This window comes from Comamonas sp. wu1-DMT, assembly GCF_040187805.1.
GTDB classification, from domain to species: Bacteria; Pseudomonadota; Gammaproteobacteria; order Burkholderiales; family Burkholderiaceae_C; genus Comamonas; species Comamonas thiooxydans.
Genome location: NZ_JBANEM010000009.1, coordinates 138,313 through 161,125 on the forward strand (window position 1 = coordinate 138,313; position 22,813 = coordinate 161,125).

General features: G+C 61.8%; 21 protein-coding genes and 1 pseudogene. 13 read left to right on the top strand and 9 right to left on the bottom strand.

The features are described 5' to 3' along the window. Window positions 1-100 precede the first annotated feature (100 nt). Window positions 101-526 (bottom strand): ferric iron uptake transcriptional regulator, encoded by a 426-nt coding sequence (gene fur, locus V8Z78_RS14535; protein WP_003060349.1) that lies wholly within the window; start codon window positions 524-526, stop codon window positions 101-103. Window positions 527-672: 146 nt separating this feature from the next. Between fur and V8Z78_RS14540 the strand changes: the two genes are divergently transcribed. The 5 genes and pseudogenes from V8Z78_RS14540 (at window position 673) to V8Z78_RS14560 (ending at window position 3,991) form a co-directional block, all read left to right on the top strand. Next, window positions 673-1,218: an outer membrane protein assembly factor BamE gene (locus V8Z78_RS14540; RefSeq protein WP_046460440.1), complete on the top strand. Its 546-nt coding sequence runs from the start codon at window positions 673-675 to the stop codon at window positions 1,216-1,218. 106 nt (window positions 1,219-1,324) lie between these two features. Beyond that, window positions 1,325-2,158: a 4-hydroxy-tetrahydrodipicolinate reductase gene (dapB, locus tag V8Z78_RS14545; RefSeq protein WP_012840263.1), complete on the top strand. Its 834-nt coding sequence runs from the start codon at window positions 1,325-1,327 to the stop codon at window positions 2,156-2,158. A 60-nt stretch (window positions 2,159-2,218) separates the two neighbouring features. Then, complete coding sequence (locus tag V8Z78_RS14550; RefSeq protein WP_046460441.1) at window positions 2,219-2,878, top strand: MotA/TolQ/ExbB proton channel family protein; 660 nt, start codon at window positions 2,219-2,221, stop codon at window positions 2,876-2,878. Between the two features lie 11 nt (window positions 2,879-2,889). After that, entirely contained in the window at window positions 2,890-3,333 is a 444-nt protein-coding gene (locus V8Z78_RS14555; RefSeq protein ID WP_003061580.1) for an ExbD/TolR family protein, read from the top strand. A gap of 279 nt (window positions 3,334-3,612) precedes the next feature. Further along, window positions 3,613-3,991: pseudogene (locus V8Z78_RS14560) on the top strand (HPF/RaiA family ribosome-associated protein). A gap of 124 nt (window positions 3,992-4,115) precedes the next feature. Here V8Z78_RS14560 and V8Z78_RS14565 read toward each other — a convergent pair. Together V8Z78_RS14565 and V8Z78_RS14570 are read right to left on the bottom strand one after the other, a co-directional pair. After that, complete coding sequence (locus V8Z78_RS14565) at window positions 4,116-5,516, bottom strand: aspartate ammonia-lyase (RefSeq protein WP_003061583.1); 1,401 nt, start codon at window positions 5,514-5,516, stop codon at window positions 4,116-4,118. Between the two features lie 287 nt (window positions 5,517-5,803). Beyond that, complete coding sequence (locus V8Z78_RS14570) at window positions 5,804-6,736, bottom strand: pirin family protein (protein ID WP_012840259.1); 933 nt, start codon at window positions 6,734-6,736, stop codon at window positions 5,804-5,806. A gap of 232 nt (window positions 6,737-6,968) precedes the next feature. Here V8Z78_RS14570 and V8Z78_RS14575 point away from each other — a divergent pair, with 232 nt between their 5' ends. Then, window positions 6,969-7,250, top strand: a complete 282-nt coding sequence (locus tag V8Z78_RS14575) for a hypothetical protein (protein WP_003072434.1) — start codon at window positions 6,969-6,971, stop codon at window positions 7,248-7,250. Window positions 7,251-7,383: 133 nt separating this feature from the next. Here V8Z78_RS14575 and V8Z78_RS14580 read toward each other — a convergent pair whose 3' ends face one another. Then, on the bottom strand, window positions 7,384-7,800 hold the full coding sequence (locus tag V8Z78_RS14580) for an OsmC family protein (RefSeq protein ID WP_003072435.1): 417 nt from the start codon (window positions 7,798-7,800) through the stop codon (window positions 7,384-7,386). A 457-nt stretch (window positions 7,801-8,257) separates the two neighbouring features. Here V8Z78_RS14580 and V8Z78_RS14585 point away from each other — a divergent pair, with 457 nt between their 5' ends. Then, complete coding sequence (locus V8Z78_RS14585; protein WP_223305612.1) at window positions 8,258-9,424, top strand: hypothetical protein; 1,167 nt, start codon at window positions 8,258-8,260, stop codon at window positions 9,422-9,424. Between the two features lie 17 nt (window positions 9,425-9,441). On the opposite strand, the gene V8Z78_RS14590 is transcribed toward V8Z78_RS14585, so the two are convergent. The 3 genes from V8Z78_RS14590 to tkt all read right to left on the bottom strand — a co-directional run bounded on the left by V8Z78_RS14590 (window position 9,442) and on the right by tkt (window position 14,344). Then, a complete protein-coding gene (locus tag V8Z78_RS14590; protein ID WP_004340262.1) occupies window positions 9,442-10,944 on the bottom strand; it encodes a rhomboid family protein in 1,503 nt (500 codons plus the stop codon). Window positions 10,945-11,155: 211 nt separating this feature from the next. Further along, complete coding sequence (gene gap / locus V8Z78_RS14595; protein WP_003060372.1) at window positions 11,156-12,154, bottom strand: type I glyceraldehyde-3-phosphate dehydrogenase; 999 nt, start codon at window positions 12,152-12,154, stop codon at window positions 11,156-11,158. 141 nt (window positions 12,155-12,295) lie between these two features. Further along, window positions 12,296-14,344, bottom strand: coding sequence for a transketolase (tkt, locus tag V8Z78_RS14600; RefSeq protein WP_012840255.1), 2,049 nt, complete (start codon window positions 14,342-14,344; stop codon window positions 12,296-12,298). 154 nt (window positions 14,345-14,498) lie between these two features. On the opposite strand from tkt, the gene V8Z78_RS14605 reads away from it, so the two are divergent. The 6 genes from V8Z78_RS14605 (at window position 14,499) to pyk (ending at window position 21,288) form a co-directional block, all read left to right on the top strand. Further along, the gene (locus V8Z78_RS14605; RefSeq protein WP_279089633.1) at window positions 14,499-15,266 is read left to right on the top strand and encodes a nucleotidyltransferase family protein; all 768 of its coding nucleotides are present in this window, start codon (window positions 14,499-14,501) and stop codon (window positions 15,264-15,266) included. A gap of 3 nt (window positions 15,267-15,269) precedes the next feature. Further along, a complete protein-coding gene (locus V8Z78_RS14610; protein WP_057094011.1) occupies window positions 15,270-16,298 on the top strand; it encodes a hypothetical protein in 1,029 nt (342 codons plus the stop codon). A gap of 172 nt (window positions 16,299-16,470) precedes the next feature. Further along, window positions 16,471-17,298 (top strand): sulfite exporter TauE/SafE family protein, encoded by an 828-nt coding sequence (locus V8Z78_RS14615; RefSeq protein ID WP_057094008.1) that lies wholly within the window; start codon window positions 16,471-16,473, stop codon window positions 17,296-17,298. A gap of 31 nt (window positions 17,299-17,329) precedes the next feature. Beyond that, window positions 17,330-18,739, top strand: coding sequence for an aminopeptidase P N-terminal domain-containing protein (locus tag V8Z78_RS14620; RefSeq protein WP_046460447.1), 1,410 nt, complete (start codon window positions 17,330-17,332; stop codon window positions 18,737-18,739). 22 nt (window positions 18,740-18,761) lie between these two features. Beyond that, the gene (locus V8Z78_RS14625) at window positions 18,762-19,541 is read left to right on the top strand and encodes a CPBP family intramembrane metalloprotease (RefSeq protein ID WP_012840250.1); all 780 of its coding nucleotides are present in this window, start codon (window positions 18,762-18,764) and stop codon (window positions 19,539-19,541) included. A 310-nt stretch (window positions 19,542-19,851) separates the two neighbouring features. Beyond that, window positions 19,852-21,288, top strand: coding sequence for a pyruvate kinase (gene pyk / locus V8Z78_RS14630; RefSeq protein ID WP_004340286.1), 1,437 nt, complete (start codon window positions 19,852-19,854; stop codon window positions 21,286-21,288). Window positions 21,289-21,447: 159 nt separating this feature from the next. On the opposite strand, the gene V8Z78_RS14635 is transcribed toward pyk, so the two are convergent. After that, entirely contained in the window at window positions 21,448-22,023 is a 576-nt protein-coding gene (locus tag V8Z78_RS14635; protein ID WP_057094007.1) for a phosphatase PAP2 family protein, read from the bottom strand. 26 nt (window positions 22,024-22,049) lie between these two features. Next, a complete protein-coding gene (locus tag V8Z78_RS14640; RefSeq protein ID WP_054074325.1) occupies window positions 22,050-22,805 on the bottom strand; it encodes a phosphatase PAP2 family protein in 756 nt (251 codons plus the stop codon). Window positions 22,806-22,813: the final 8 nt, after the last annotated feature.

Here is a 22,813-nt window from a genome sequence, read left to right on the forward strand (position 1 = left end):
GAGGCTTGATGGAGCTATGTAAAGAAGTCCTCACCAAATGTAAAAAGGGCAAGACATCTGCATGTCCTGCCCCCTGGGTTCGCCGTCGCGTTTTGCGTTCTTACTTGGCGGCGCGTGTGGCGCATTCGGCGCACTGGCCGTAGAGCGCCATGGAGTGATCCTGAATCACCCAGCCCTTTTCCTTGGCGATCAGGTTCTGGCGCTTCTCGATCTCGGCGTCATAGAACTCCTCGACCTTGCCGCAGCTGGTGCAGACGAAGTGGTCGTGGTGCTGACCTTCGTTGAGCTCGTAGACGGCCTTGCCGCTTTCGAAGTTGCTGCGGATCAGGATGCCGGCCTGCTCGAACTGGGTCAGCACGCGGTAAACCGTGGCCAGGCCGATGTCCGAGCGCTCGTCCAGCAGCACGCGGAAAACATCTTCCGCCGTCATGTGACGCTGGGCGCCCTTCTGGAAGATTTCCAGGATCTTCAGACGCGGCAAAGTGGCTTTGAGGCCCGTGCTTTTGAGTTCATCAATATTTTTCATGTCGGCTCTCTTGGTGGACTACGGGCACATGGAAGGCTGGACTCACTTGTTTAAGGAGAAGCTTTACACGCAGATAAAGGGAATCTCCAAGTGTCTCCGGGGCCTGCCGCTACAATGAACCCGATCATATCCCTATGCCATTACCCATGCATGTTCAAGTCCGTAGCCGCGCAGGTCTGGCCCTGACGTTGGCAATCGCAGCGGCACTGGCCGGCTGCAACAGTATCGATGGCGCCGCGCACCGTGTCGCCAATGCCGTCACTCCTTACAAGGTCGATGTCGTGCAGGGCAACTTCGTGTCCAAGGAACAGGTCGAGGCCTTGCAGCCCGGCATGAGCCGCCAGCAGATTCGCGACATTCTGGGCACACCTCTCGTGACCAGCGTGTTCCACGGCGATCGCTGGGAATACGTGTTCACCATCAATCGCCCCGGTGTGGAGTCGCAGATCCGCAAGCTCACCGTCTTCTTCAATGGCGACGCCTTTGTGCGCGCCGAAGGTGACGAGATGCCTTCCGAGGCCGATTTCGTGGCCAGCCTCAAAGGCATGAAGGGCACGCCCAAGGTTCCGCAGCTGGAAGCCAGCGAAGCCCAGCTGGCCAAATATCCCGCACGCAATAACACCGAAGCCGAGCAGGCTGCGGCCAATCTGCCGCCCGCCGCCACCAGCTATCCATCGCTGGAATCGCGTTAAGCATCAGAACAGGTTGTTCCCCGCTTGCAGAAAGCGGTGGATGCTCTCTTTTTATGACGGCGTGGATGTGATCCTGCCGTCTTTCATTTGATCGAGTGATAGCGCCATGACCGCATCCACCACCCATTCCTCCACCCCTCAGCGCGTTGCTGTGGCGGGTGCCTCCGGCCGCATGGGCCATATGCTGATCGAAGCGATTCTGAACAGCAGCGACTGCGTGCTGGCTGCGGCATTGGACCGCGCCGACAGCCCTGCCATCGGCACCGATCCTTCTGCATTCCTGGGTAAGCCCAGCGGGCTGAAGATCGAAAGCGATGTGCGCGCAGCCCTGTCGAAGGCCGACTGCCTGATCGACTTCACGCGCCCCGAAGGCACGATGGAGCACCTGGCCGTTGCGGCCGATCTGGGCGTTGGCGTGGTCATCGGCACCACAGGCTTCTCGGATGAGCAAAAGACGCAGATCGCCGAGTTTGCCCAAAAGACTTCCATCGTTTTCGCCCCCAATATGAGCGTGGGCGTGAACGTGACCTTCAAGCTGCTGGAGATGGCGGCCAAGGCCTTGCAGCAAGGCGGCTACGACATCGAGATCGTCGAAGCTCACCATAAGCACAAGGTCGACGCACCTTCTGGAACGGCCCTGAAGATGGGCGAAGTGATTGCCGAAGCCCAGGGCACCAAGCTGGCCGACCGCGCCGTGTATGAGCGCTTCGGCCACACCGGCGAGCGCAAGGCCGACACCATTGGCTTTGCCACCGTGCGCGGCGGCGATATCGTGGGCGATCACACCGTGCTGTTTGCCGGTACCGGCGAGCGCATCGAGATCGCGCACAAGTCCAGCAGCCGTGCCGGCTATGCCAACGGCAGCCTGCGTGCCGTGGCCTATCTGGCCGACAAAAAGACTGGCCAGTACGATATGTACGATGTGCTGAATCTGCGCTGACCGCGCAATTTGCAAAGGGGCCGTGACGGCCCCTTGCTATTTCTGGGAGCGAGGTGAGCGATGTCTGCAGGAATGTGGCAATGGCTGGCAGAGGGCGATGCGGTCACATGGGCGACGGCGGCCTTGATGCTGCTGATGTCCGTGCTCAGCTGGGTGGTCATCCTCTACAAGCTCTGGTTTATGGCCGTAGCGCGCCGACGCGTGCCGCAGGCCGTGGCTGCGTTCTGGCAGATGCCCGATCTGGTCCAGGCTATGGCGCAGGTCAAGGCGCTGGATAGACAGGGGCTGGTGCAGGCCATGGCCGATGCCGTGGCGCAGGGCGGAGCGGCAGCGCAAGGCTCTCTGGCACAAAGCGCGGCGCAGGGGCAGCGGCTGTTGCGCAGCCTGCGTGAGGCTCTGGGTCAGGCATCGACCCAGTTGCAATGGGGCCAGACCTTGCTCGCCACCATTGGTGCAACGGCACCGTTTGTGGGCCTGTTGGGTACGGTCTGGGGCATTCACCATGCACTGGGAACGCTGGCGGGCAGCGGTCAGGTCGATATCGCTCAGCTTGCCGGGCCTGTGGGTGAAGCCCTGGTCATGACGGCCGCCGGTCTGGCTGTCGCTTTGCCTGCTGTGCTGGCCTATAACCTGCTCGGGCGTTCGGCCAGCCAGCTGGAGGCTGTGCTGGAGGGGTTTGCCCATGATCTGCATGCCCAGTTCGGAGTGGATGCTTCATAAAGGATGGCGTCATGGCATTCGGTCGCATGAGCCGCCGTCAGGGGGCGGAAACTCCGATCAACACCATCAATGTCACGCCGCTGGTGGATGTGATGCTGGTGCTGGTGGTGATCTTCATTCTGGCTGCTCCCATGCTGGCTGCCACCTTGCGCGTGCAACTGCCCAAGGCGCAAACAGTAGTGCAGCAGACTGCCGTGAGCAAGAGCGATGCCTTGATGGTGGAGGTCAGCCCCACCGGCGAAATCTGGATTCAGGGGGGCGTGGCGGACGATGCGGCAGTGCAGCAGCAACTGGAAGAGCTGGGGCGGCGCAATCCTCAGGCCGAGGTGCAGTTGCGTGCCGACACCAGCGTTCCCTATGGTCGCGTGGTGCAGGTCATGGGCTGGGCCCACGCAGCAGGCCTGACGCGCATCGGCTTTGTCGCGGAGCCTGAATCGAAGGCTGGCATTAACTGACGGCCCGAGGCGTAAAAACGCTTACTTTTTGCAAATTACCGGTCGGCACTTTTTGCTTTGGCTCAAGGGCAAAGCTCATAGAACCTACCCTTGTTGCTATCTCTTTCAAATCCGGGAGAAGCTGCCTCCACAATGGTCAAAGCCCCTGTCCTTTGCTGGCGTAACAAGCCCCGATGGGCAGAACAAGGTTCTGGCGTTACGATGTTTTCGCCTGCCTTTATGGCACCCCTACAGATTTCGCCGCAGCGGTTGCGGCATTTGGTGACTAGGAGGATTTGCATGCAAGTACAGGTTCATGCCGACGATTCCATCCAGGGTGGAGAGTCTCTGGCTCAATGGGCGCAGGAGGAGATCAATGCCAAGCTGGCCCGCCTGAAGGAGTATGTGGTGCGTGTGGAGGTCTTCCTCACGGGCGTTGATGCCCTCAAGACCACGGGCGGCCCAGGCAAACGCTGTGTGCTCGAAACCCGGGCCACAGGTCGCCCCCCCCATCGCAGTGAATGCGGAAGCCGAAAAGGTCAAGGAGGCCTTCAGCGCAGCGATTGAAAAGCTCAAACGCGCGGTGGAGACCGATCTTGGCAAGCTCAAGGACAAAAATCTGCGTGAAAGCGTGCGCGGCGTGGATGACCCCAGTGACGAGAATGCCGCAGTGGCTTGAATATGAAGCGTTTTTGGCTTCCTGCCCTTTGAATATAGGCATACCAAGCTATTAAAAGCATATCAACCAAAAAGGGCATGTTCATGGCGAACATGCCCTTTTGCATTGTCGATAAAGAGTGCGCTTATACAGCGGTCAATGCGCCGGCCTGGGTCAGCTTGTCGGCGACCAGCAGCTTGTTCATTTCGGTCCGGCTCATGATGCCCAATTCTTCCGCCACCACGGCAATCTGCTTGCCGTTGGCAATGGCGGTCTTGGCAATTTTGGCGGCCTTTTCGTAGCCGATCAGAGGGTTCAGCGCCGTCACCAGCGTCACCGACTCGGCAATGCGGGAATCCAGCAGCGCTTCATTGGCCACAATGCCTTCCACGCAGTTGACTTGCAGCGTCTTGCAGGCGCTGCTCAGGTGGCTGAGGCTTTTATGCAGAGCCCAGGCCATCAGCGGCTCGAAGGCGTTGAGCTGCAATTGGCCGGCTTCCACGGCCATGGTGATGGCGGCATCGTTGCCTATCACTTCAAAGCAGACCTGGTTCATTACCTCGGGAATCACGGGATTCACCTTGCCGGGCATGATGGATGAGCCGGCCTGGCGCGCCGGCAGCTTGATGTCTGCCACTCCTGCTTGAGGGCCCGAGGAGAGCAGGCGCAGGTCATTGCTGATCTTGGAGAGCTTGACTGCAACACGCTTCAAGATGCCGGAAATGTCGGCAAAGGCGCCGGTATCTCCCGTGGCGGCGATCAGATCGCCGGCTTTGACGACGGGGACGCCCGAAATTTCAGCCAAGGCCTTGGTCACGGCGCCGGCGTAGCCTACGGGAGCGTTGATGCCGGTGCCGATGGCCGTGCCACCCATGTTCACCTCGGTCATCAGATAGGCGGATTCGCGCAGACGCTTTTCATCGTCGGCGATCATGGCAGCAAAAGCGGAAAACTCCTGGCCCAAAGTCATGGGCACGGCATCTTGTAATTGTGTGCGGCCGATTTTCAGGATATGGGCGAATTCGCCGGCCTTGGCTTCGAAAGCAGAGCGCAACTCGGCCAGGGCGATCAGCAGCTTCTGGATGCCAGCGTAGGTGGCAAGCTTGACGGCTGTGGGGTAGGAGTCGTTGGTGGACTGCGAAGCATTGACATGATCATTGGGGTGGATCACATCGTAAGTGCCTTTGGGCAATCCCAGGTGCTCAAGTGCACGGTTGGCGATCACCTCATTGGCGTTCATATTCGTGGAGGTGCCGGCGCCGCCCTGGATCACATCGACTACAAACTGCTCGTGCAGCTGGCCGGAAATCAGATCATCGCAGGCTTGGGAGATGGCGGTGGCTTGTTTGAGATTGATGGCGCCAAACTGCAGATTGGCCTGGGCCGCTGCCTTTTTGACAAAGGCAAACGCGCGGATCAGCTCGGGCATGTGCGCGACCGAGTGACCGGTGATGGGGAAGTTCTCCACTGCGCGTGCGGAATGAACACCCCAATACGCGTCGGGAGGGATGGTTTTGATGCCAATGAAGTCATGTTCTTGACGCATTGATCGGCTTTCTTTGCAAAGTTGAGTTGGGCAGGACGTGGCAACGCCCCGGACGAAAAGCGGCGGTCGCATTCTCGTGGCCAGGGCGTTGGCTCGATTATGAAAGCTTGGTGTGCATGAGTCCAAACGTTTCATGCATAACGTCTGGCTTGCCTTCTCTTGAAGAGAGTGCGTTGCCTCTAAAAGCTTTCAAAATTCATCAAAAACTTGCAAAGATGCTTTTATTTTTCTTTTTGAGAAATTCAATTCGCACCAAATTGGTGCGAATTGAATAAGCGCCGGCAGGATTATCTGGAGGCGCGCAGGCTGACGCCAGCCAGTGAGGGAGAGTGCAACGACTTCAGAGGCGAAGCCACGGGCTTGCCAAAACGGCGTGGCTGGCCGTTGACGAGCTCCGCATCGGTGGCCGCCTCTGCCTCCCATTGCTGCTGGGCCTGTTGCATCTCTTCGGTGGTGCGGGCCACAAAGTTCCACCACAGCAAGATGGCCTCATCCATGGGTTCGCCTCCGATGATGATGAGGCGGCTGCCGGGCGTGCATTCCAGCTGCACTTCCTGCGTGCCCACGGGCAGGTAGATCAGCTCCTGCGAGGGCAACACCTGGCCTTCAACCTTCACCTCGCCTGACAGGCTCATCACCGCATGCTCGAAGTCGGCGCGCAGCGGCATGGTGGCGCACGCTTGGCCAGCCGTGCCGCAGGCCAGAAGGTCCACGCCCATCAGCGGGGAGTGGACTTCTGCGGGGGCCGCCAGACCGAGGGCTTCACCGGCCAGCACGGTCACGGCAAAGTCGCCGATCTCGGTCCTGGGTAGGTCGGGGTAATGCTGGAAGCGGGGCGCGATATGGCGATGGCTGTCGGGCAAGGCAATCCACAACTGGGCTGCATGCACGCCCAGTGTCTGGGCTTCTTCGGAGTGGGCAATGCCGTGGCCGGCCGTCATCAGATTGACCTGGCCGGGGCGGATGATCTGCTCGCTGCCCAGGCTGTCGCGGTGCAGTACCTCTCCCTCGATCATCCAGGTGAAAGTCTGCAGGCCGATGTGAGGATGGGGCCCGACCTGCATGCCGGGAGGAGGGGGGACGGCCGGGCCGGCGTGGTCGAGGAAGCACCAGGCCCCTACTTTGCGCAGCGCGGCCTGAGGAATGGCTCGGTGGATGGGGATGCCGCCGACATCGGCTATACGGGTGGGCAGACGTTGTAAGTTCTTTGATTCACTCATGACAAATCCTGACGGCGAGGGGATTCGAGTGTCAGGGATATGCGGTATTCGCGCAATCAGACGGCAGAATGCAGCAACGCCTTGCACGCAGTTACATCACTGTGAGGATTCAGCCAATAGGCTGACACGGGCTCCGCCAGGAGTCGGCTAAGTTAAGGCGTAGGCCGCTAGCAGTGGCTTTCACGTTGTGCAATTCGTGCGCAGCGACCTAACAACTGCAGGAGGAATAAACATGAACGAACACAGCACTCAAGGCAACCAGATCTCGGCAGTCGAGATCCAGCTGTATCCCGAGCACTTTGCCGCTCGCGTCACAGGCAAGGTGGAGCATCGTGTCGGAGATGGTCCGTCCGAGCAGATTCCCATGGGCATAGAGATGAAGGTCGATACCGCCATCGCAAGCTACGTGCTGTCCTGGGTCGACCCAGAGGACCAGCAGCCCGAAACCGCATCTCTGGCCAAACGCGAGTTCGAACACTATGTGGAAGTGGGTGCGCTGGAAGTGACGGTGTAATCAAGTTACACACAACAGCGACCAAAGCCCTGCCGGTGACTGCAGGGCTTTTTATCGCCTGGCAGTCCCCAAGATGGAGGCGGCCCTCCTTAAGGAGGCGAGTACCACGCGGTGGGGCGTGAGGTGTCTTTTTTCATGCCTGTGCGGCTTCGGTCAAGGCGGTTGGGATGGAAACCTTGCCTTCCAGCAGCTTGTGGACGGGGCAGGCATTGGCAATCTGCAGCAGGCGCTGGCGCTGCTCGTCGTCCAGCTCGCCATGCAAGGTGATGCTGCGCGTGATCTGGTTGGCATCCGCGGGCTTGCCATCGGGGTTGAGTTGCAGATCCACATCGACATGGCTTAGCGGCCACTGCTTGCGACCCGCGTACATATGCAGGGTGATGGCCGTGCAGGCTCCCAGGGCCGAGAGCATGAGCTGCATGGGATTGGGCGCAGTGTCGGCGCCGCCATCATTCACGGGTTCATCGGCATGCCAGACATGGCCTTGGGCATCGGTCAGAGTGATGCGGTACGGGGTGGGGCTGCTTTGTGCGTGTGCGCTGTGAATCATTCGCTGCTTCTCCATAAAACCTGGGCCACTTTAAGCGCTGCCTGCAATCCTTGCAGTCATATCCGTTATCGATTCAAGGCGGTTTGGCCAGCCAGCACGGCTGCAAAAGCGTTTGCGGGGTTTCTGGCAAGCGAAAAAACCAATATGCCGGCTGTTTATCGGTATTTGGATTTAGGGCGAATTTCTACCGCAAAATTCAGCAATGACCCGATTTCAAAGAAAAATCGGGCAATACCAGAGCGGATTAGGTCACTGCAAGCGTGCTTGCAGATGATTCATCAAACCGAGAGTGGGAGAGCAGACATTGAATTCGATACGTGGTGTTCACCAAAAAGGTGATTCTTCCGAGTGGAAAATCCCTCCGTTCTGGCAAAAGCTCAATAGCTTTTTTCTGTTTCCTCTGCAGACCGAGCCTTTGCTCTATGCATTGCTGTTGTCGGCATGCAGTTATGGCTTGATGTTCGGGTGGATTGGAGTCTTGTTTGTGGGCCTGGGCTTGATGCTGGCAGTCAGCCGTTATGCATTCAAGGTTTCGGCACTTGCATCTCGTGGAATTACTCATAGCTCCGATTTCCGGTCCAGTCAGGTCGATGAGGACTGGAAATGGCTGCCCTGGAAATTCTTCGGGGTACTCGTCGTGTTCGGCATATTTGTGGGCTTTATGGCGACCCGCAGCCTGACCTTGGGCGTGATTGCCAATCTGTTGGTGGCCTTCCTGATTCCTGCCACCTGGATGGTGCTGATCAATACCAATAGCCTGAGCTCGGCCGTTAATCCCTTCGAGCTGCTGGCCACGATTATCGGTATCGGCAAGTCCTATCTGCTGCTGTGCTTTTTCCTGTTTCTGCTGCAGCAGGGCTCGCCCATGGTTCTGGCGATGCTGCTCAAGGTTGCAGCGCCCGGATTGGTGCTGCCCCTGGTGAGCTTTGTGTTGATTTATTTCAGCTGGGTGATGGCGGCCATGATCGGCTATGTCATGTACCAGCACCATGCGGCTCTGGATATCGATCCCGTACAGGCACCCGAGGGGCCTGCGACCGTGCAGATCGACCCTGCGGCCCTGGAGGCCAGGCATCGCGATGCGCTGGTGGCCAGGCTGGTGCAGGACAACAAGATGGACGAGGCCGTGAACCAGGCGCGCGAATGGCAGCGGGAGGACTATGAGAGCCTGCCCGATTGCCGCCGTTACTTCCGGGTGCTCAAGCTGACCGAACGCGCGGATGCCCTGGCGGAGCTGGGCCAGCGTTTCATTCCCATGTTGCTCGCCCAGCAGCGCGCCAGCGAGGCCCTGGAAGCCTGGGTGAGCTGCGTCAAGCGCAAGCCGGACTTCAAGCCCGACTCGGCCCAGCTCAGTTACGAGTTGGCACAGCAGGCCTGGAAGGCCGGCAAGCCCAGGTATGTTTTGATCCTGGCCAAGGATTTTGAGAAGCGCTTTGCCGGCAGCACTCTGATCCCGCCCATGCTGGAGCTGGTGGTGCGCGCCTACAAGCAGGGCGTGGAGCAGCCCATGCAGGGGGTGGCCGTTTACATGCGCATGAAGCAGCTCTTTCCCGAGCACGAGAGCACCAAGGAGGCGCAGTGGGTGCTGCGTGATGAGCTGCAGGAGCTGGAAGCCAAGACCTGAGCGCGGCAAGGCGTTGGCTAGCGCTGTTGTGCCAGCCAGCGCGTGAGAGCTTCCTCAGGAGCCGATTGCTGCAGCGCAGGCAGCCAGGCTTTGGCATCCTGCACACGCCCGGCCTGGGCCATACCGTTGACCAGCAGCAGCAAGCTTGCCGGCCATTGGGGATGGTCCGCCAGCTTGTGCAGGGCGCGGCAGAGCTTTTCGGCCTCGGGCAGGGCTCCCAGGCGCACGAAGCTGCGCACCAGTCCATGCATGGTGTCGGCGCTCATGCGCATTCCTGGCTGTGCGCGCTGCTGATAGCTGCGATAGCTGGCCAGCTGCAGCTGGCGTTCGGCGTCCGTGGTGGCCGGCAGCTTGAAGATGCGTCGCGCCGCAGCATGAAAGTCTTCGCTGGCGGGTTGATGGCGCGAGCTTTCAAACCAGGCCCGCAGAATGGCCGGGTCCGAGGGGGCCAGGCGTGCTGCTTCACGCCAGGCCGGAGCGGCGCGGCCAAATTCCAGCGCATCGGTATGGCGCTGGGCCCGGGCCACGGCTTCAGTCAGCGGCCGGGCGGCGGCGAGGGCCTGCTCTTCTTCGTTGACTGGCGCCGCGACGGTCTGCAGACGCATATAGCTCCACATCAGCAGGGCGCCCGTCAGCAGACCGCCAAAGTGCGCCATATAGGCCACCTGCTTGCCGCCCAGCAGATGCTGCAGCAGCTCCACGCCCATCCAGACCGGCAGCATGATCAGGGCCGGCCAGCGCGCGTAGTTGAAGTAGAACAGCAGCATGTAGAAGAAGCGGATGCGGCGCATGCGGTACATCACCGCATACATGGCCATGAGGGCCGAAATCGCACCCGATGCCCCCAGGCCGTAACCGCCCATGCTGGCATAGAACATCAGCGCGAACAGCGAGGCGCCGATGCCGCCGATCACGTAGAAGGCCAGATAGGTGAAGGCACCCAAAGCCAGCTCCAGGGTGAAGCCGAACAGAAACAGAAACACCATATTGCCCAGCAGATGGCTGGTGCTGCCATGCAAAAAGATGGAGGTGAAGGCCTGCAGGGGCTGCCAGCCGGCGCCATTCTCATAGCTCATGGACCAGCGCTCGGTAAAGCTGCCGCGCGGCTCGTGGGGCGCGAAGGCGGCACGTGCAGCCTGCCACTGCGCATGGCGTGGGTGGTTGGCGGTGATGACCTGGCCGTCCAGCAGGCGCTGGCGGAATTTCTTCTCCTCCCACAGCAGCGCATAGAGCTGGGCATAGGCCTTGTGCTGATAGAGCTTTCGCACGGCCTGCAGCGTGTGCTGGTCAAAGCGCTTGCTGCCCTGGGCGGATTGCTCCTCCAGATAGGCCAGAAACGGTGGCAGCTCCAGCGTTGGCAAAGCGGTCTGGGCATATTGCTGGGCCGCTTTTTCCACGGCATCTTCCTCGGGCGCCTGCCAGCCCCAGAAGATCACGCAGTTGATGATGATGAGCAGCACCGTCATCCAGGGCGGTGAGCGCCAGGAAGGCTTGTTCTCAAGAGGAATCGCAATAAACATGGCGGCCTTGTCCGAGGAAGTGGCCGCGCTTCATGCTCTGGGGCGTTGGTGGCGGCTGCGTGTTACAAATGTATCCGAGACATGCTCCGGCCGGCTCCGGTCTTGCGGGACGAAAAAAAAGCCAGCATGGGACGCCATGCTGGCTTTTTGATAGCTGTCAGCGCTTATCTGATAAGCGATTGAGCCTGTTTGGGCAGGTAATCCTTGAGGATTACTTGGCCACCACGCGCACCATTTCCAGGCACTTGTTGGAATAGCCCCACTCGTTGTCATACCAGGACACGACCTTCACAAAGGTCTTGTCCAGGGCGATACCGGCTTCGGCATCGAACACGGAGGTGCAGGTCTCGCCGCGGAAGTCGGTGGCGACGACCTTGTCTTCGGTGTAACCCAGCACGCCCTTCAGCGCACCTTGGGACTGGGCCTTCATTTCGGCGCAGATTTCTTCGTAGGTGGCTTCGCTGTTCAGCTCCACGGTCAGGTCGACCACGGACACGTCAGACGTTGGCACGCGGAAGGACATGCCGGTCAGCTTCTTGTTCAGCTCGGGGATCACCACGCCCACGGCCTTGGCAGCGCCAGTGCTGGAGGGGATGATGTTTTCCAGAATGCCGCGGCCACCGCGCCAGTCCTTGTTGGAAGGGCCGTCCACGGTCTTTTGCGTGGCGGTCGCTGCGTGCACGGTGGTCATCAGGCCGCGCTTGATGCCCCACTTGTCGTTCAGCACCTTGGCCACGGGAGCCAGGCAGTTGGTGGTGCACGAAGCATTGGAGATGATGGCTTCGCCCTTGTAAGTGCCGTGGTTCACGCCGAACACGAACATGGGGGTGTCGTCCTTGGAAGGAGCGGACAGGATGACCTTCTTGGCGCCTGCGTCGATGTGCTTCTGGGCGGTTTCCTTGGTCAGGAACAGGCCGGTGGACTCGATCACGATGTCGGCGCCGACTTCGTTCCACTTCAGGTTGGCGGGATCGCGCTCTTGGGTCAGGCGGATCTTCTTGCCGTTGACGACCAGGGTGTTGCCTTCGACAGAAACTTCACCGTCGAAGCGACCGTGCACGCTGTCGTACTTCAGCATGTAAGCCAGATAGTCGGGCTCCAGCAGGTCGTTGATGCCGACGATTTCGATGTCGGAGAAGTTTTGCACTGCGGAGCGCAGCACGTTGCGGCCAATGCGGCCGAAGCCGTTGATACCAACCTTGATCGTCATAGTTGCCTCGTAGATAGTGAGTAATGAAAAACCGGAGCGGATTGTGCCCGGACTCGGCACCCTGGGCCTGGTCCGGATGGCTGAGGACTGCGGGTGAGCAAACTTCAGCCGGAAAAAAGGGGCACGAGGCCCCTTTTGCGCTTACTTGCCAGCGTTCTGCAGGGCGACCTGCACGGTGTCGGCCACATTCTCGGCGGTGAAGCCGAAGTGCTTGAACAGCACGCCTGCGGGAGCGGATTCGCCGTAGGTGTCGATACCGACCACGGCGGCGCAGCCGTACTTCCACCAGAAGTCGGTCACGCCCATTTCCACGGCGATGCGGGGCAGGCCGGCGGGCAGCACGGCCTTCTTGTACTTCACATCCTGCTTGTCGAAGGTCGTGGTGCTGGGCATGGAGACCACGCGCACGGCGATCTTGCGTTCGGCCAGCTGCTTCTGGGCAGCCAGAGCCAGCTGCACTTCGGAGCCGGTGGCGATGATCACGGCCTGGGCCTTCTTGCCCTTCAGGCCCACATCCTTGGGCTCGGAGAGCACGTAGGCGCCGCAGGCGATGTTGTCCAGCGCGTCTTCGCTCTTGGGCGAGTAAGCCAGATTCTGGCGGCTCAGCAGCATGGCTGTGGGCTTGTTCTTCTGGCTCAGGGCCACGGTCCAGGCCACGGCGGTTTCCGTGGTGTCGGCGGGGCGCCACACGTCCAGACCGGGGATCAGGCGCAGGGAGGCTGCGTGCTCGATGGACTGGTGGGTGGGGCCGTCTTCGCCCAGGCCGATGGAGTCGTGCGTGAAGACGTGGATCACGCGCTGCTTCATCAGCGCGGCCATGCGGATGGCGTTGCGGCTGTAGTCGGAGAAGGTCAGGAAGGTGCCGCCGTAGGGGATGAAGCCGCCGTGCAGCGCCACACCGTTCATGATGGCGGCCATGCCGAACTCGCGCACACCGTAGTTGATGTGGCGGCCGATCTGGCCTTCTTCGGTCTTGACCACGGCACCCTTGTCGTCCACGCGGAAAGAGGGGGTGGACTTGGTGTTGGTCAGGTTGGAGCCGGTCAGGTCGGCAGAGCCGCCCAGCAGTTCGGGCAGAGCGGCTGTCAGGCCTTCCAGAGCCAGCTGGCTGGCCTTGCGGCTGGCCACGGTGGCACCGGCGTCATGGGCGTCGGAGGCGATCTTGGCGGCGATTTCACCGAAGTTGGCAGGCAGATCGCCAGCCATGCGGCGCGTGAACTCGGCGGCTTGCTCGGGGAAGGCAGCGGTGTAGGCAGCGAACTTTTCGTTCCAGGCAGCTTCGGCCTTGGTACCCAGATCCTTGGCGTTCCAGTCGGTGTAGACCTCGGCAGGGATCTCGAAGGGGCCATGAGTCCAGCCCAGAGCAGCGCGGGTCAGTGCGATTTCTTCGGCGCCCAGAGGTTCGCCGTGGGCCTTGGCCGTGTCCTGACGGTTGGGCGAGCCCTTGCCGATATGGGTCTTGCAGCAGATCAGCGTGGGCTTGTCGGCGCTCTTCTTGGCGGCGGCGATGGCCTTGTCCAGGGCGTCCACGTTGTGGCCGTCCACGGCGCGGATCACGTTCCAGCCGTAGGCTTCGAAGCGCTCGGGCGTGTTGTCGATGAACCAGGGGGCAACCTTGCCGTCGATGGAGATGCCGTTGTCGTCGTACAGGGCGATCAGCTTGTTCAGCTTCCAGGCACCGGCCAGCGCGGCGGCTTCATGCGAGATGCCTTCCATCAGGCAGCCATCGCCCAGGAACACATAGGTGTGGTGGTCGACGATCTCGTGCTTGTCCTTGTTGAACTCGGCAGCCAGCAGCTTTTCAGCCAGTGCGAAGCCCACGGCATTGGTGATGCCCTGGCCCAGAGGGCCGGTGGTGGTTTCCACGCCGACAGTGATGCCCACTTCGGGGTGGCCGGCAGTCTTGCTGTGCAGCTGACGGAAGTTCTTCAGCTCTTCGATGGGCAGGTCGTAGCCGCTCAGGTGCAGCAGCGCATAGATCAGCATGGAGCCGTGGCCGTTCGACAGAATGAAGCGGTCGCGATTGGCCCAGTGAGGGTTCACGGGATTGTGCTGGAGGTGGCGGCTCCACAGTGCTACGGCCATGTCGGCCATGCCCATGGGGGCACCGGGGTGGCCGGAATTGGCTTGTTGAACGGCATCCATTGCGAGTGCACGGATTGCATTCGCCATATTTTGAGTGTTGGCCATCAGGGCGCTCCGAAAAGGAGGGGGTAATTCTGCTAAGCCCATCATTTTAATGGAGGCCCAATTTTCGCAGGCGGGATGCGGGTCAATGCTCTACAGTGCAACCCCAGAAACAGGTGTCTGCTACACCTCAAACCGTGTTGAAAAGCTGATTGCAATGACTGTAGAAAACGCTGCCCCCCTCTTGGTGCAACCCCCTGCAATGCTGCTGGCCGCAGGCCGGGGCGAGCGCATGCGGCCTCTGACCGATATCACGCCCAAGCCGCTGCTCAAGGTGCAGGGCGTTCCGCTGCTACAGCTGCACCTGCAGGCGCTGCAGGCTGCGGGCGTGGCACGGGCCGTCATCAATACTGGCTGGCTGGGGACGCAGATTCCCGCGTATTTCGGCGATGAATTCGTGCCGCAACCCGATGGGGGCGCGACCGCGAAGCTAGGGCTTTCCTATTCGGAGGAACCCGAGAAAGCCTTTGAAACCGCTGGCGGCATCAGCCGCGCCCTGCCTCAGCTGGGCCGGGTTTTCTGGCTGGCCGCAGGCGATGTCTATGCGCCGGATTTCTGCTTTGCGGTGCAGGATGCCCAGGCGTTTGCGCACAGCGATGAACTGGCCCATCTGTGGCTGGTGCCCAATCCTGCACACAATCCGTGTGGCGACTTTGGTCTGAGCGAGGACGGCAAGGCGCTGGATCTGCCTGCCGACGACGAACGCCCGCGTTATACCTACAGCACGATTGCGCTCTTGAAAGCCGAGCTGTTTGCAGCACCGTGGTTCGATGTGCAGCCCGGAAACCCCGAAGGCCTGCGCGCCCCGCTGGCCCCGCTGCTGCGCCGCGCCATGCAGGACGGCCGCGTGGGGGCCTCGCTCTACACCGGTCGCTGGGTCGATGTGGGCACGCCCGAGCGACTGGCCGAGCTGAATCAGGGCTGAGACATGAGCGCACGCAGCATCGACTGGCAAGGCCCGCACATCGTCCACGCCTGCACTGCGCAGGCTGGCTGGGGCCAGTTGCTGCTGCTGACCGAGGACGGCGGCTTGCATGCGTTGAAGCTGCCAAGCGGCCGGAGCCAGCAACTGGCGCAGCTGGATTTGCCAGAGCCGACACCGCCTGCGCCGCACTGGCCGCATGGCTTCAAGGTGCATTGCGCGCTCAGTGGCGACTATGCGGTGATTGCAGATGATGGAGGCTCATTTGGCGTGCTGGTGAATTTGCGTACGGGCGAGCGCGTCGTGCAGCTTTTTGGGGGCGACTACCACCCCAGGACCGTGCCTTTTTCCATCGCATTTGTCCAGCACAAGGGCCGCGATGTGCTGATTCACCGCACGCAGTGGAACCGGCTCGATGCCATGGATTGCGCGACGGGCGAGAACCTGACCGAGCGCGATGGGCTGGCGTTCGAGCGGCCGCACTATCTGGATTATTTTCATGGCCGTCTTCTGCCCAGCCCTTCGCAGCAATGGCTGCTGGACGACGGCTGGGTTTGGGCACCCGTGGGCATTCCCGCCGTGTGGTCGCTGCCCGCCTGGCTGGATGGCAATCGCTGGGAATCCGAGGACGGCCCCTCGCGCAAGCGGCTGGCGCAGGGCGAGGGCTGGGACCAGCCCTGCGTGTGGCTGGATGACTCGCGCGTCGCGATCTGGAACGTCGGCAACTGGGATGACGATGGCTTTGGCGACTGCCTGCATGCGCCGGGCGTGGTGATCTTCGATATCCATGCGCCTGTGCCCGAGGAAGGCCATGCGGGCCAGCTCTGGCCCATGCCTGGCCTGCCGCCTGCCCGGCATCTGCACTGCGTGAGCGGTCGCTTGCTGGTGGTGGGCGAAGGGCAGGGCTGGCTATGGGATGTGCCAACCCGCGAGCTGCTTTGTCACTGGCCGGATTTCGCGCCCCAAGGCTGGCATGCGCAGCGTGGCGAGCTGATCGAGTGGTCGGCGCAGCAGATCAAAATACTTACCCCATGAATTACCTTGAAAACCATGGCAACAAAGAGCTAGAAGCTATGAGTTGAGGAGCTTCTCTGTGGATTGCACGAATGCTTGTCATGGCAAGCGTCTGCTATGCTTTTTAATTTTCTGACTGGCGCAACCGGATGCAAATCCACAGTTCCTCTTGTGGCCGTCATCGGGTGAGTGCATGCAAATCGTTTTCTTCATGGCTCTGGTGGGGCTGGCCGCGTTCTGCCAGAACCTCACGGGCTTCGCGTTCGGGCTGATCTTTGTCGGCGTGGCAGGGGCCACGGGCCTGATGAATATTGCCGATGCGGCCAATGTGGCCTGTCTGCTGTCCATCATCAACGGCATCAGCTATATGCGCGCCTACCGCTTCGAGCCGGACTGGGTCATGCTCAAGCCCATGCTCATCAGCAGCGTGCTGGGCGTGGTCGGCGGGGTGCTGCTGCTGCACTGGCTCAGCGGCAATACGCTCAACGGCCTGCGCATGCTGCTGGGCCTGGTGATCGTGCTGTGCGCCATGTTGCTGCTGATGCAGAAGAAGGCGCTGGATCAGCCCTCGGGCCCTGTCTCGATGTGGGTGGCCGGCGTGTCGTCGGGGCTGCTCGGCGGCTTGTTTGCCACGCCCGGCCCGCCCATGGTCTATCACCTCTACCGTCAGCCGCTGGATCGCATGCTGGTGCGCCACTGCCTGTTTGCCATGTTTGTCTCCTGCTCCTTGCTGCGCGCTGCCATGGTGGCTGTGGAGGGGCAACTGAACTGGGCGGTCATGGGCTGGACGGTACTGGCCTTTCCTGTCGTCACGGGCGTGACCTGGTGGAGTGCCAGACATCCGCCCGCCTGGCCCAAAAGGCTGGTGGAATGGCTGGTCTGCGGCCTGCTGATTCTGTCCGGGGCAAGTCTGCTCTGGTCGGGCTGGCGCGCGAGTCAGCCCGAGGCCCTGGTGCCCGGTGATGCGATGGCGCTGCTGGCCACCGGGATTCAGACCGACACAAGGGCAGGAGTGCAATAGCTGACATCCGCAGATGTAAGCTGATGTACAGATGCCCGGCCAGCATTACGATATGCCCATGACTTCTGTATATGCCCAACGCCGCGCACGCTTGGCCGCCCAGTTGGGCGACGGCGGTGTCGCCATCATCCCTACGGCTCCCGAGCTGCATCGCAACCGCGATACCGAGTATCTGTATCGCCACGACAGCTACTTCTACTACCTCACGGGCTTTTCCGAGCCCAATGCCTGCCTGGTGCTGACCAGCGACGGCAAGAGCGTGCTGTTCTGTCAGCCCAAGGATCTGGAGCGCGAGGTCTGGACCGGCTATCGCCTGGGCCCCGAGGCGGCCAAGACCAAGCTGGGCATGGCTCAGGCCTTCTCCAGCGATGAAATCAATTCCCGCCTGCCGCGCCTGCTGGAAAACCGTGAGCGCGTCTGGTTCCCCTTTGCCACCCACAAGGGCCTGGCCGAACAGGTCGAAGGCTGGCTCAGCCAGGTGCGCGCCCGCTCGCGTTTTGGCGTGCTCTGCCCCACACAGCAGGGCGATGCCTGTGCGCTGCTCGACGAGATGCGTCTGGTCAAGGACCTGCATGAGCAGGACATCATGCGCCGCGCCGCGCAGATCAGTGCCCAGGCCCATGTGCGTGCCATGCAGCGCTCGGCCCGCATGATCCGCAATGGCGAGGAGGTGCGCGAATACCATCTGGACGCCGAGCTGCTGCACGAATTCCGCCAGCATGGCTCGCAGTACGTGGCCTACGGCTCCATCGTGGCAGCCGGTGCCAATGCCTGCGTGCTGCACTATCAGGCCGACAAGGCTCCGGTGCGCGCGGGCGAGCTGGTGCTGATCGATGCGGGCTGTGAACTGGATGGTTATGCCAGTGACATCACGCGCACCTTCCCGGCCGACGGCAAGTTCAGCGGGGCGCAGCGTGCGCTGTACGACCTGGTGCTGGCCAGCCAGGAAGCGGCGATCGCCGTCACCAGGGCCGGCAATCGCTTCAACGACCCGCATGACGCCACCGTCGCTGTGCTGGCCCAGGGCATGCTGGACCTGGGACTGCTGGACCGTACCAAGTACGGTACGGCCGAGGATGTGATCGAGTCGCGTGCCTACTTCCAGTTCTACATGCACCGCACCGGCCACTGGCTGGGCATGGATGTGCATGACTGCGGCAGCTATGTGGAACCCAGCGAGCTGGGCGTGATCAGCGAGCGCAAGGACCCGATCTCGGGCGAAACCATTGCCAATCGCCCCAGCCGCATCCTGCGCCCCGGCATGGTCACGACGGTAGAGCCGGGCATCTATGTGCGTCCTGCACCCGGCGTGCCCGAGCAGTTCCACAACATCGGTATCCGCATCGAGGACGATGCCATCGTCACCGAGACCGGCTGCGAGCTCATCACCCGCGGCGTGCCGGTCAAGGCCGACGAGATCGAAGCGTTGATGCGTGACTGAGAGGCCTGAGCCAGGGTTCAACATGCCGCAGACCTTTGCCCACCTGTCTCATCGCGCTGCGGCCAGGCCACAGTCTGCCGCGCGCATGGGCTTGCTGCTTTGGTTGCTGGGTCTGCCAGGCGTGGTGGCGCTGGCCTGGACGACGCCGCCGGCCTGGCTGGCCGCTCTGGCCAGTGGCGGCTCCGACATTGTGGTCGGCTGGGCCGCGACGGCGGGGTTGAGCGTCCTGCTGGCGCTGAGCGTGGGCCTCGGGGTCCGGCTGGGCCCGAGGCTGGGCTTGAGCGCACCATTGATTCATGCCGTGGCCGAGGGACGCATGCCATGGCGCGGCGTGCGCGTGCTGAGCCTGCCCGGCGTGGCGGGCGGCGTGATCGGTGCCGCCTGGCTGGTGACGTTGGCCGTGGTCTGGCCCGAAAGCATGTCTTTTGTGGACCCGGCCTACGGCCTGCCGCTATGGCCCAAGCTGCTCTACGGCGCGATTACCGAAGAGTTGCTATTGCGTCTTGGCATGCTGACCGGCGTGATGTGGATGTTGTGGAAGGCCTTCGGCAGCCCCAGGCAGCGCCCGGACTGGCGGCTGGGCTGGGCGGCGATTGCATTGGCTGCCTTGCTGTCCGGCTGCATTCCGGTATTTCTGGGCTGGACCGTGGTCGGCGAGCTGCCGGTGCCGGTCGTACTGCAGCTGTTGGTGTGTGAAAGCGTCTATGGGTTGCTGGCGGGCATCATGTTCTGGCGCTACGGACTCGAGGCCGCCATGCTCACGCATGTGGTGACCTATCTGCTCTCGCACGGGCTGATCTGAGGCCTGCACATTTGAACCTGCCGGGCAAAACTGTTTCGACGCGGTCTTTGATGCGCTGCAGCAGGCGCGCCGATTCGGGCGCGAGTTTCGCTCTTATGCTTCTGAATCAGTAGCTGCAAGCGCTTGAAATATAAACATTTCATGCTCGATGTGACCTGAGTTCAATCATTGACATGCGTAGACAGCTACTGTTTTTGCGGCCCTTTGGCTGGCTTGTCGGGTGCGGCAGCAGCGTGCAAGATGCAGTCATGTAACCGCATTCGTGCCAGAATTGAAACCCGATTACATTCCATCGCGAGAGAGACATTTCATGCAAGTGAGTCGTGCTACCAAGATCGTCGCCACACTGGGCCCCGCTTCCAGCGATCCGCAACTGCTTGAACAAATGGTGCGCGAAGGCGTGAACGTCGTGCGCCTGAACTTCAGCCATGGCAAGGCGCAGGACCATATCGACCGTGCCACCATGGTGCGCGAGGCTGCCCAGCGTGCAGGCCGCGAAGTGGCCATCATGGCCGACCTGCAGGGTCCCAAGATCCGCGTCGGGAAGTTTGCCGAGGGCAAGGTCATGCTCGAGCCCGGCGAGCGCTTCGTGCTCGATGCATCGCGCACCGAACTGGGCGACATCAACGGCGTGGGCCTTGATTACAAGGAGCTGCCCCGTGACGTGAAGGCCGGCGATGTGCTGCTGCTCAACGACGGCCTGATCGTGCTGACCGTGGACGCGGTGCGCGGTGAAGAGGTACACACCGTCGTCAAGCTGGGTGGCGAGCTGTCCAACAACAAGGGCATCAACAAGCAAGGTGGCGGCCTGACGGCTCCCGCACTGACCGCCAAGGACATGGAAGACATCAAGACCGCGATGTCCTTCCAGGCCGACTACGTGGCCGTGAGCTTCCCCAAGAACGCCACCGACATGGAAATGGCGCGCCAGCTGTGCAATGTGGCCGCTGCCCAGTACGGCCACAAGCCCGGCCTGATCGCCAAGATCGAGCGTGCCGAGGCCATTCCGCGCCTGGAAGAAATTCTCAAGGTCTCCGACGGCATCATGGTCGCCCGTGGCGATCTGGCCGTGGAAGTGGGCAATGCCGCCGTGCCCGCGCTGCAAAAGAAGATGATCCGCATGGCGCGCGACATGGACAAGGTGGTGATCACCGCGACCCAGATGATGGAGTCCATGATCACCAACCCCGTGCCCACCCGTGCCGAAGTGAGCGACGTGGCCAATGCCGTGCTGGATGGCACCGATGCCGTGATGCTGAGCGCCGAAACCGCTGCCGGCAAGTACCCGCTGGAAACCGTGCGTGAAATGGCCGCCATCTGCGCCGCTGCGGAAGCGGCCGAAGACCGCGTCAAGGATGCCGACTTCAGCAACAGCCAGTTCAAGCGTACCGACCAGGCAATCGCCATCGGCGCGCTGTTCACCGCTCATCATCTGGGTGCCAAGGCCATCGTGGCGCTGACGGACTCCGGCTCGACCGCGCTGTGGATGAGCCGTCATCGCATCCATATTCCCATCTACGCCCTGACACCCAAGCTGGCCACGCAGCGCAAGATGGCGCTGTACCGCAATGTGCGCCCTCTGCTGATGGACACCAGCGCCGAGCGCGACATGGCGCTGGACCAGGCCAAGGGCCATTTGCTGGCCCGCGGCATCGTGCAGTCCGGCGATGTGTACGCCATCACCTGCGGCGAGCCCATGGGCCAGCCCGGTGGTACCAATATGCTCAAGATCTGCAGGGTGGAGTGAGCCCCCTGGGCGGCTATGCCGCGTCCCCCCGAGGGGGGACGGCATCTTCGCTGCGAGGCGGCTCTTGCTCGATGCCTCTGACTTGAAGCATGCCTCATCAAAAAAGCTGCCAGCGCTTTATGCATAAGCGCTGGCAGCTTTCTTTTTTGATGGCGTGAATCAGCCGAGCTGGGGTTGCAGGCGGCGCTTGAGCTGTTGGCGACGACGGGCTTGTTTAATCTGCAGGGCGCTGCGCCAGACCAGCACGGCGCTGGCGGTACCGACCAGCATGCCGGCCAGAACGTCCGACGGGAAATGCACGCCCAGCACCACGCGGCTCAGTGCCACGCTGGTGGCGAGAAGCCATGCGACAACAACCAGCCAGCGCTGATGTCTGCCCACGCCCAGGTTGACGCCCTGAGCCAGGGCAAAGGCGCCGGCGGCGTGCATGCTGGGAAAGCTGGCGCTGGCAGCATGTGCTATCCACTGCATGCCCATTCCCAGCTGCGCCGGCCTGGGCATGGGGAGGCCCCAGCGAATCAGACGGCAGGTCACCCAGGCACATGCCATGGACAGCAAGGCCAGTTGCAGGCTGCGCCGCCAGCCCTTGCCAAGCGCCAGCATGGCGGCAATCACGGGCAGGGCGCACAGGCCGGGCAACCAGTTGGAGGCGAAGCGCGAGGCCTGAATCCACCACAGCGGGCTCTGGGTGTTGGCATTCAGAAAGTGAAATACGGGGGCATCGAAAAGCAGCATGAATGACCTTTGCGTGTGTGCTGAGCTCAGTCCTGGGCAAGCAGCTCGTCGGGAGAAAGGGCTGCATCCGCCGGTACCTGATGCGCCAGGCGGCGGGTGGTCAGCAGATCGCAAAACCAGCTTGCCGTCCAGCACAGCCAGGCGGTCCACAGCGTGTGGCTCATGAAGTGGGCACCGCGCATCTGCTGCGCCAGGCCCAGGGCAAAACCCGCAAGCAGAGCCGCGACAAGCCACAGGCGCGCTGCACGCGGCAGGTCGTGGCGCAGCGCGAAGTAACCGCTGATGAAGGCAAAGCCCGCCGAGGCGTGACCGGCCGGAAAGCAGTGGCCGCCGCCGCCATCTATGACACCCCAGGCCCAGTGCGAGACATAGTGGCCTACACCGCCGAAGTCGGCGAGGTCCCAGGGGCAGCTGGTCACGCTGATGCGTTTCATCAGCGCCATGATGATGAGCGAGACCAGTGCGCCCACCACCAGTTGTATCCGGCGTGGGTAAGACACTTTTCGCATCCAGCCGATAGGCCACCAGATCATCAGGCTCAGCCCCATGACGATGGCCCAGGCCAGTTTGCGCGCACCTTCATGGGCAATGTTGACCATGAACCAGTCGTTCTGCAGGGCAAAGCCCTGGCTGCTGCCAAACCAGTGCGCCATGGGCATGTCCAGGCTGCTCATGTCCCAGGCCAGCACGCAGCTCAGGGCAATGACAGTCCAGCTCAGCAGGGCTGGAGCGGAGGCTTGGCGAAGAGGCGGGAGGGGGAGCGAGGGGGCGGACGACTTCATGGCCGCCA

Excerpts from the sequence above, each read along its gene's own strand:
- V8Z78_RS14565 (WP_003061583.1), bottom strand. The coding sequence starts at position 5,516 with ATGCGTCAAGAACATGACTTCATTGGCATCAAAACCATCCCTCCCGAC.
- V8Z78_RS14635 (WP_057094007.1), bottom strand. The coding sequence starts at position 22,023 with ATGCTGCTTTTCGATGCCCCCGTATTTCACTTTCTGAATGCCAACACC.
- V8Z78_RS14580 (WP_003072435.1), bottom strand. The coding sequence starts at position 7,800 with ATGATTCACAGCGCACACGCACAAAGCAGCCCCACCCCGTACCGCATC.
- V8Z78_RS14575 (WP_003072434.1), top strand. The coding sequence starts at position 6,969 with ATGAACGAACACAGCACTCAAGGCAACCAGATCTCGGCAGTCGAGATC.
- V8Z78_RS14585 (WP_223305612.1), top strand. The coding sequence starts at position 8,258 with ATGTTCGGGTGGATTGGAGTCTTGTTTGTGGGCCTGGGCTTGATGCTG.
- dapB (WP_012840263.1), top strand. The coding sequence starts at position 1,325 with ATGACCGCATCCACCACCCATTCCTCCACCCCTCAGCGCGTTGCTGTG.
- V8Z78_RS14555 (WP_003061580.1), top strand. The coding sequence starts at position 2,890 with ATGGCATTCGGTCGCATGAGCCGCCGTCAGGGGGCGGAAACTCCGATC.
- V8Z78_RS14610 (WP_057094011.1), top strand. The coding sequence starts at position 15,270 with ATGAGCGCACGCAGCATCGACTGGCAAGGCCCGCACATCGTCCACGCC.
- gap (WP_003060372.1), bottom strand. The coding sequence starts at position 12,154 with ATGACGATCAAGGTTGGTATCAACGGCTTCGGCCGCATTGGCCGCAAC.
- fur (WP_003060349.1), bottom strand. The coding sequence starts at position 526 with ATGAAAAATATTGATGAACTCAAAAGCACGGGCCTCAAAGCCACTTTG.
- V8Z78_RS14550 (WP_046460441.1), top strand. The coding sequence starts at position 2,219 with ATGTCTGCAGGAATGTGGCAATGGCTGGCAGAGGGCGATGCGGTCACA.
- V8Z78_RS14625 (WP_012840250.1), top strand. The coding sequence starts at position 18,762 with ATGCCGCAGACCTTTGCCCACCTGTCTCATCGCGCTGCGGCCAGGCCA.
- V8Z78_RS14540 (WP_046460440.1), top strand. The coding sequence starts at position 673 with ATGCATGTTCAAGTCCGTAGCCGCGCAGGTCTGGCCCTGACGTTGGCA.
- V8Z78_RS14620 (WP_046460447.1), top strand. The coding sequence starts at position 17,330 with ATGCCCGGCCAGCATTACGATATGCCCATGACTTCTGTATATGCCCAA.
- V8Z78_RS14570 (WP_012840259.1), bottom strand. The coding sequence starts at position 6,736 with ATGAGTGAATCAAAGAACTTACAACGTCTGCCCACCCGTATAGCCGAT.
- pyk (WP_004340286.1), top strand. The coding sequence starts at position 19,852 with ATGCAAGTGAGTCGTGCTACCAAGATCGTCGCCACACTGGGCCCCGCT.
- tkt (WP_012840255.1), bottom strand. The coding sequence starts at position 14,344 with ATGGCCAACACTCAAAATATGGCGAATGCAATCCGTGCACTCGCAATG.
- V8Z78_RS14640 (WP_054074325.1), bottom strand. The coding sequence starts at position 22,805 with ATGAAGTCGTCCGCCCCCTCGCTCCCCCTCCCGCCTCTTCGCCAAGCC.
- V8Z78_RS14590 (WP_004340262.1), bottom strand. The coding sequence starts at position 10,944 with ATGTTTATTGCGATTCCTCTTGAGAACAAGCCTTCCTGGCGCTCACCG.
- V8Z78_RS14605 (WP_279089633.1), top strand. The coding sequence starts at position 14,499 with ATGACTGTAGAAAACGCTGCCCCCCTCTTGGTGCAACCCCCTGCAATG.
- V8Z78_RS14615 (WP_057094008.1), top strand. The coding sequence starts at position 16,471 with ATGCAAATCGTTTTCTTCATGGCTCTGGTGGGGCTGGCCGCGTTCTGC.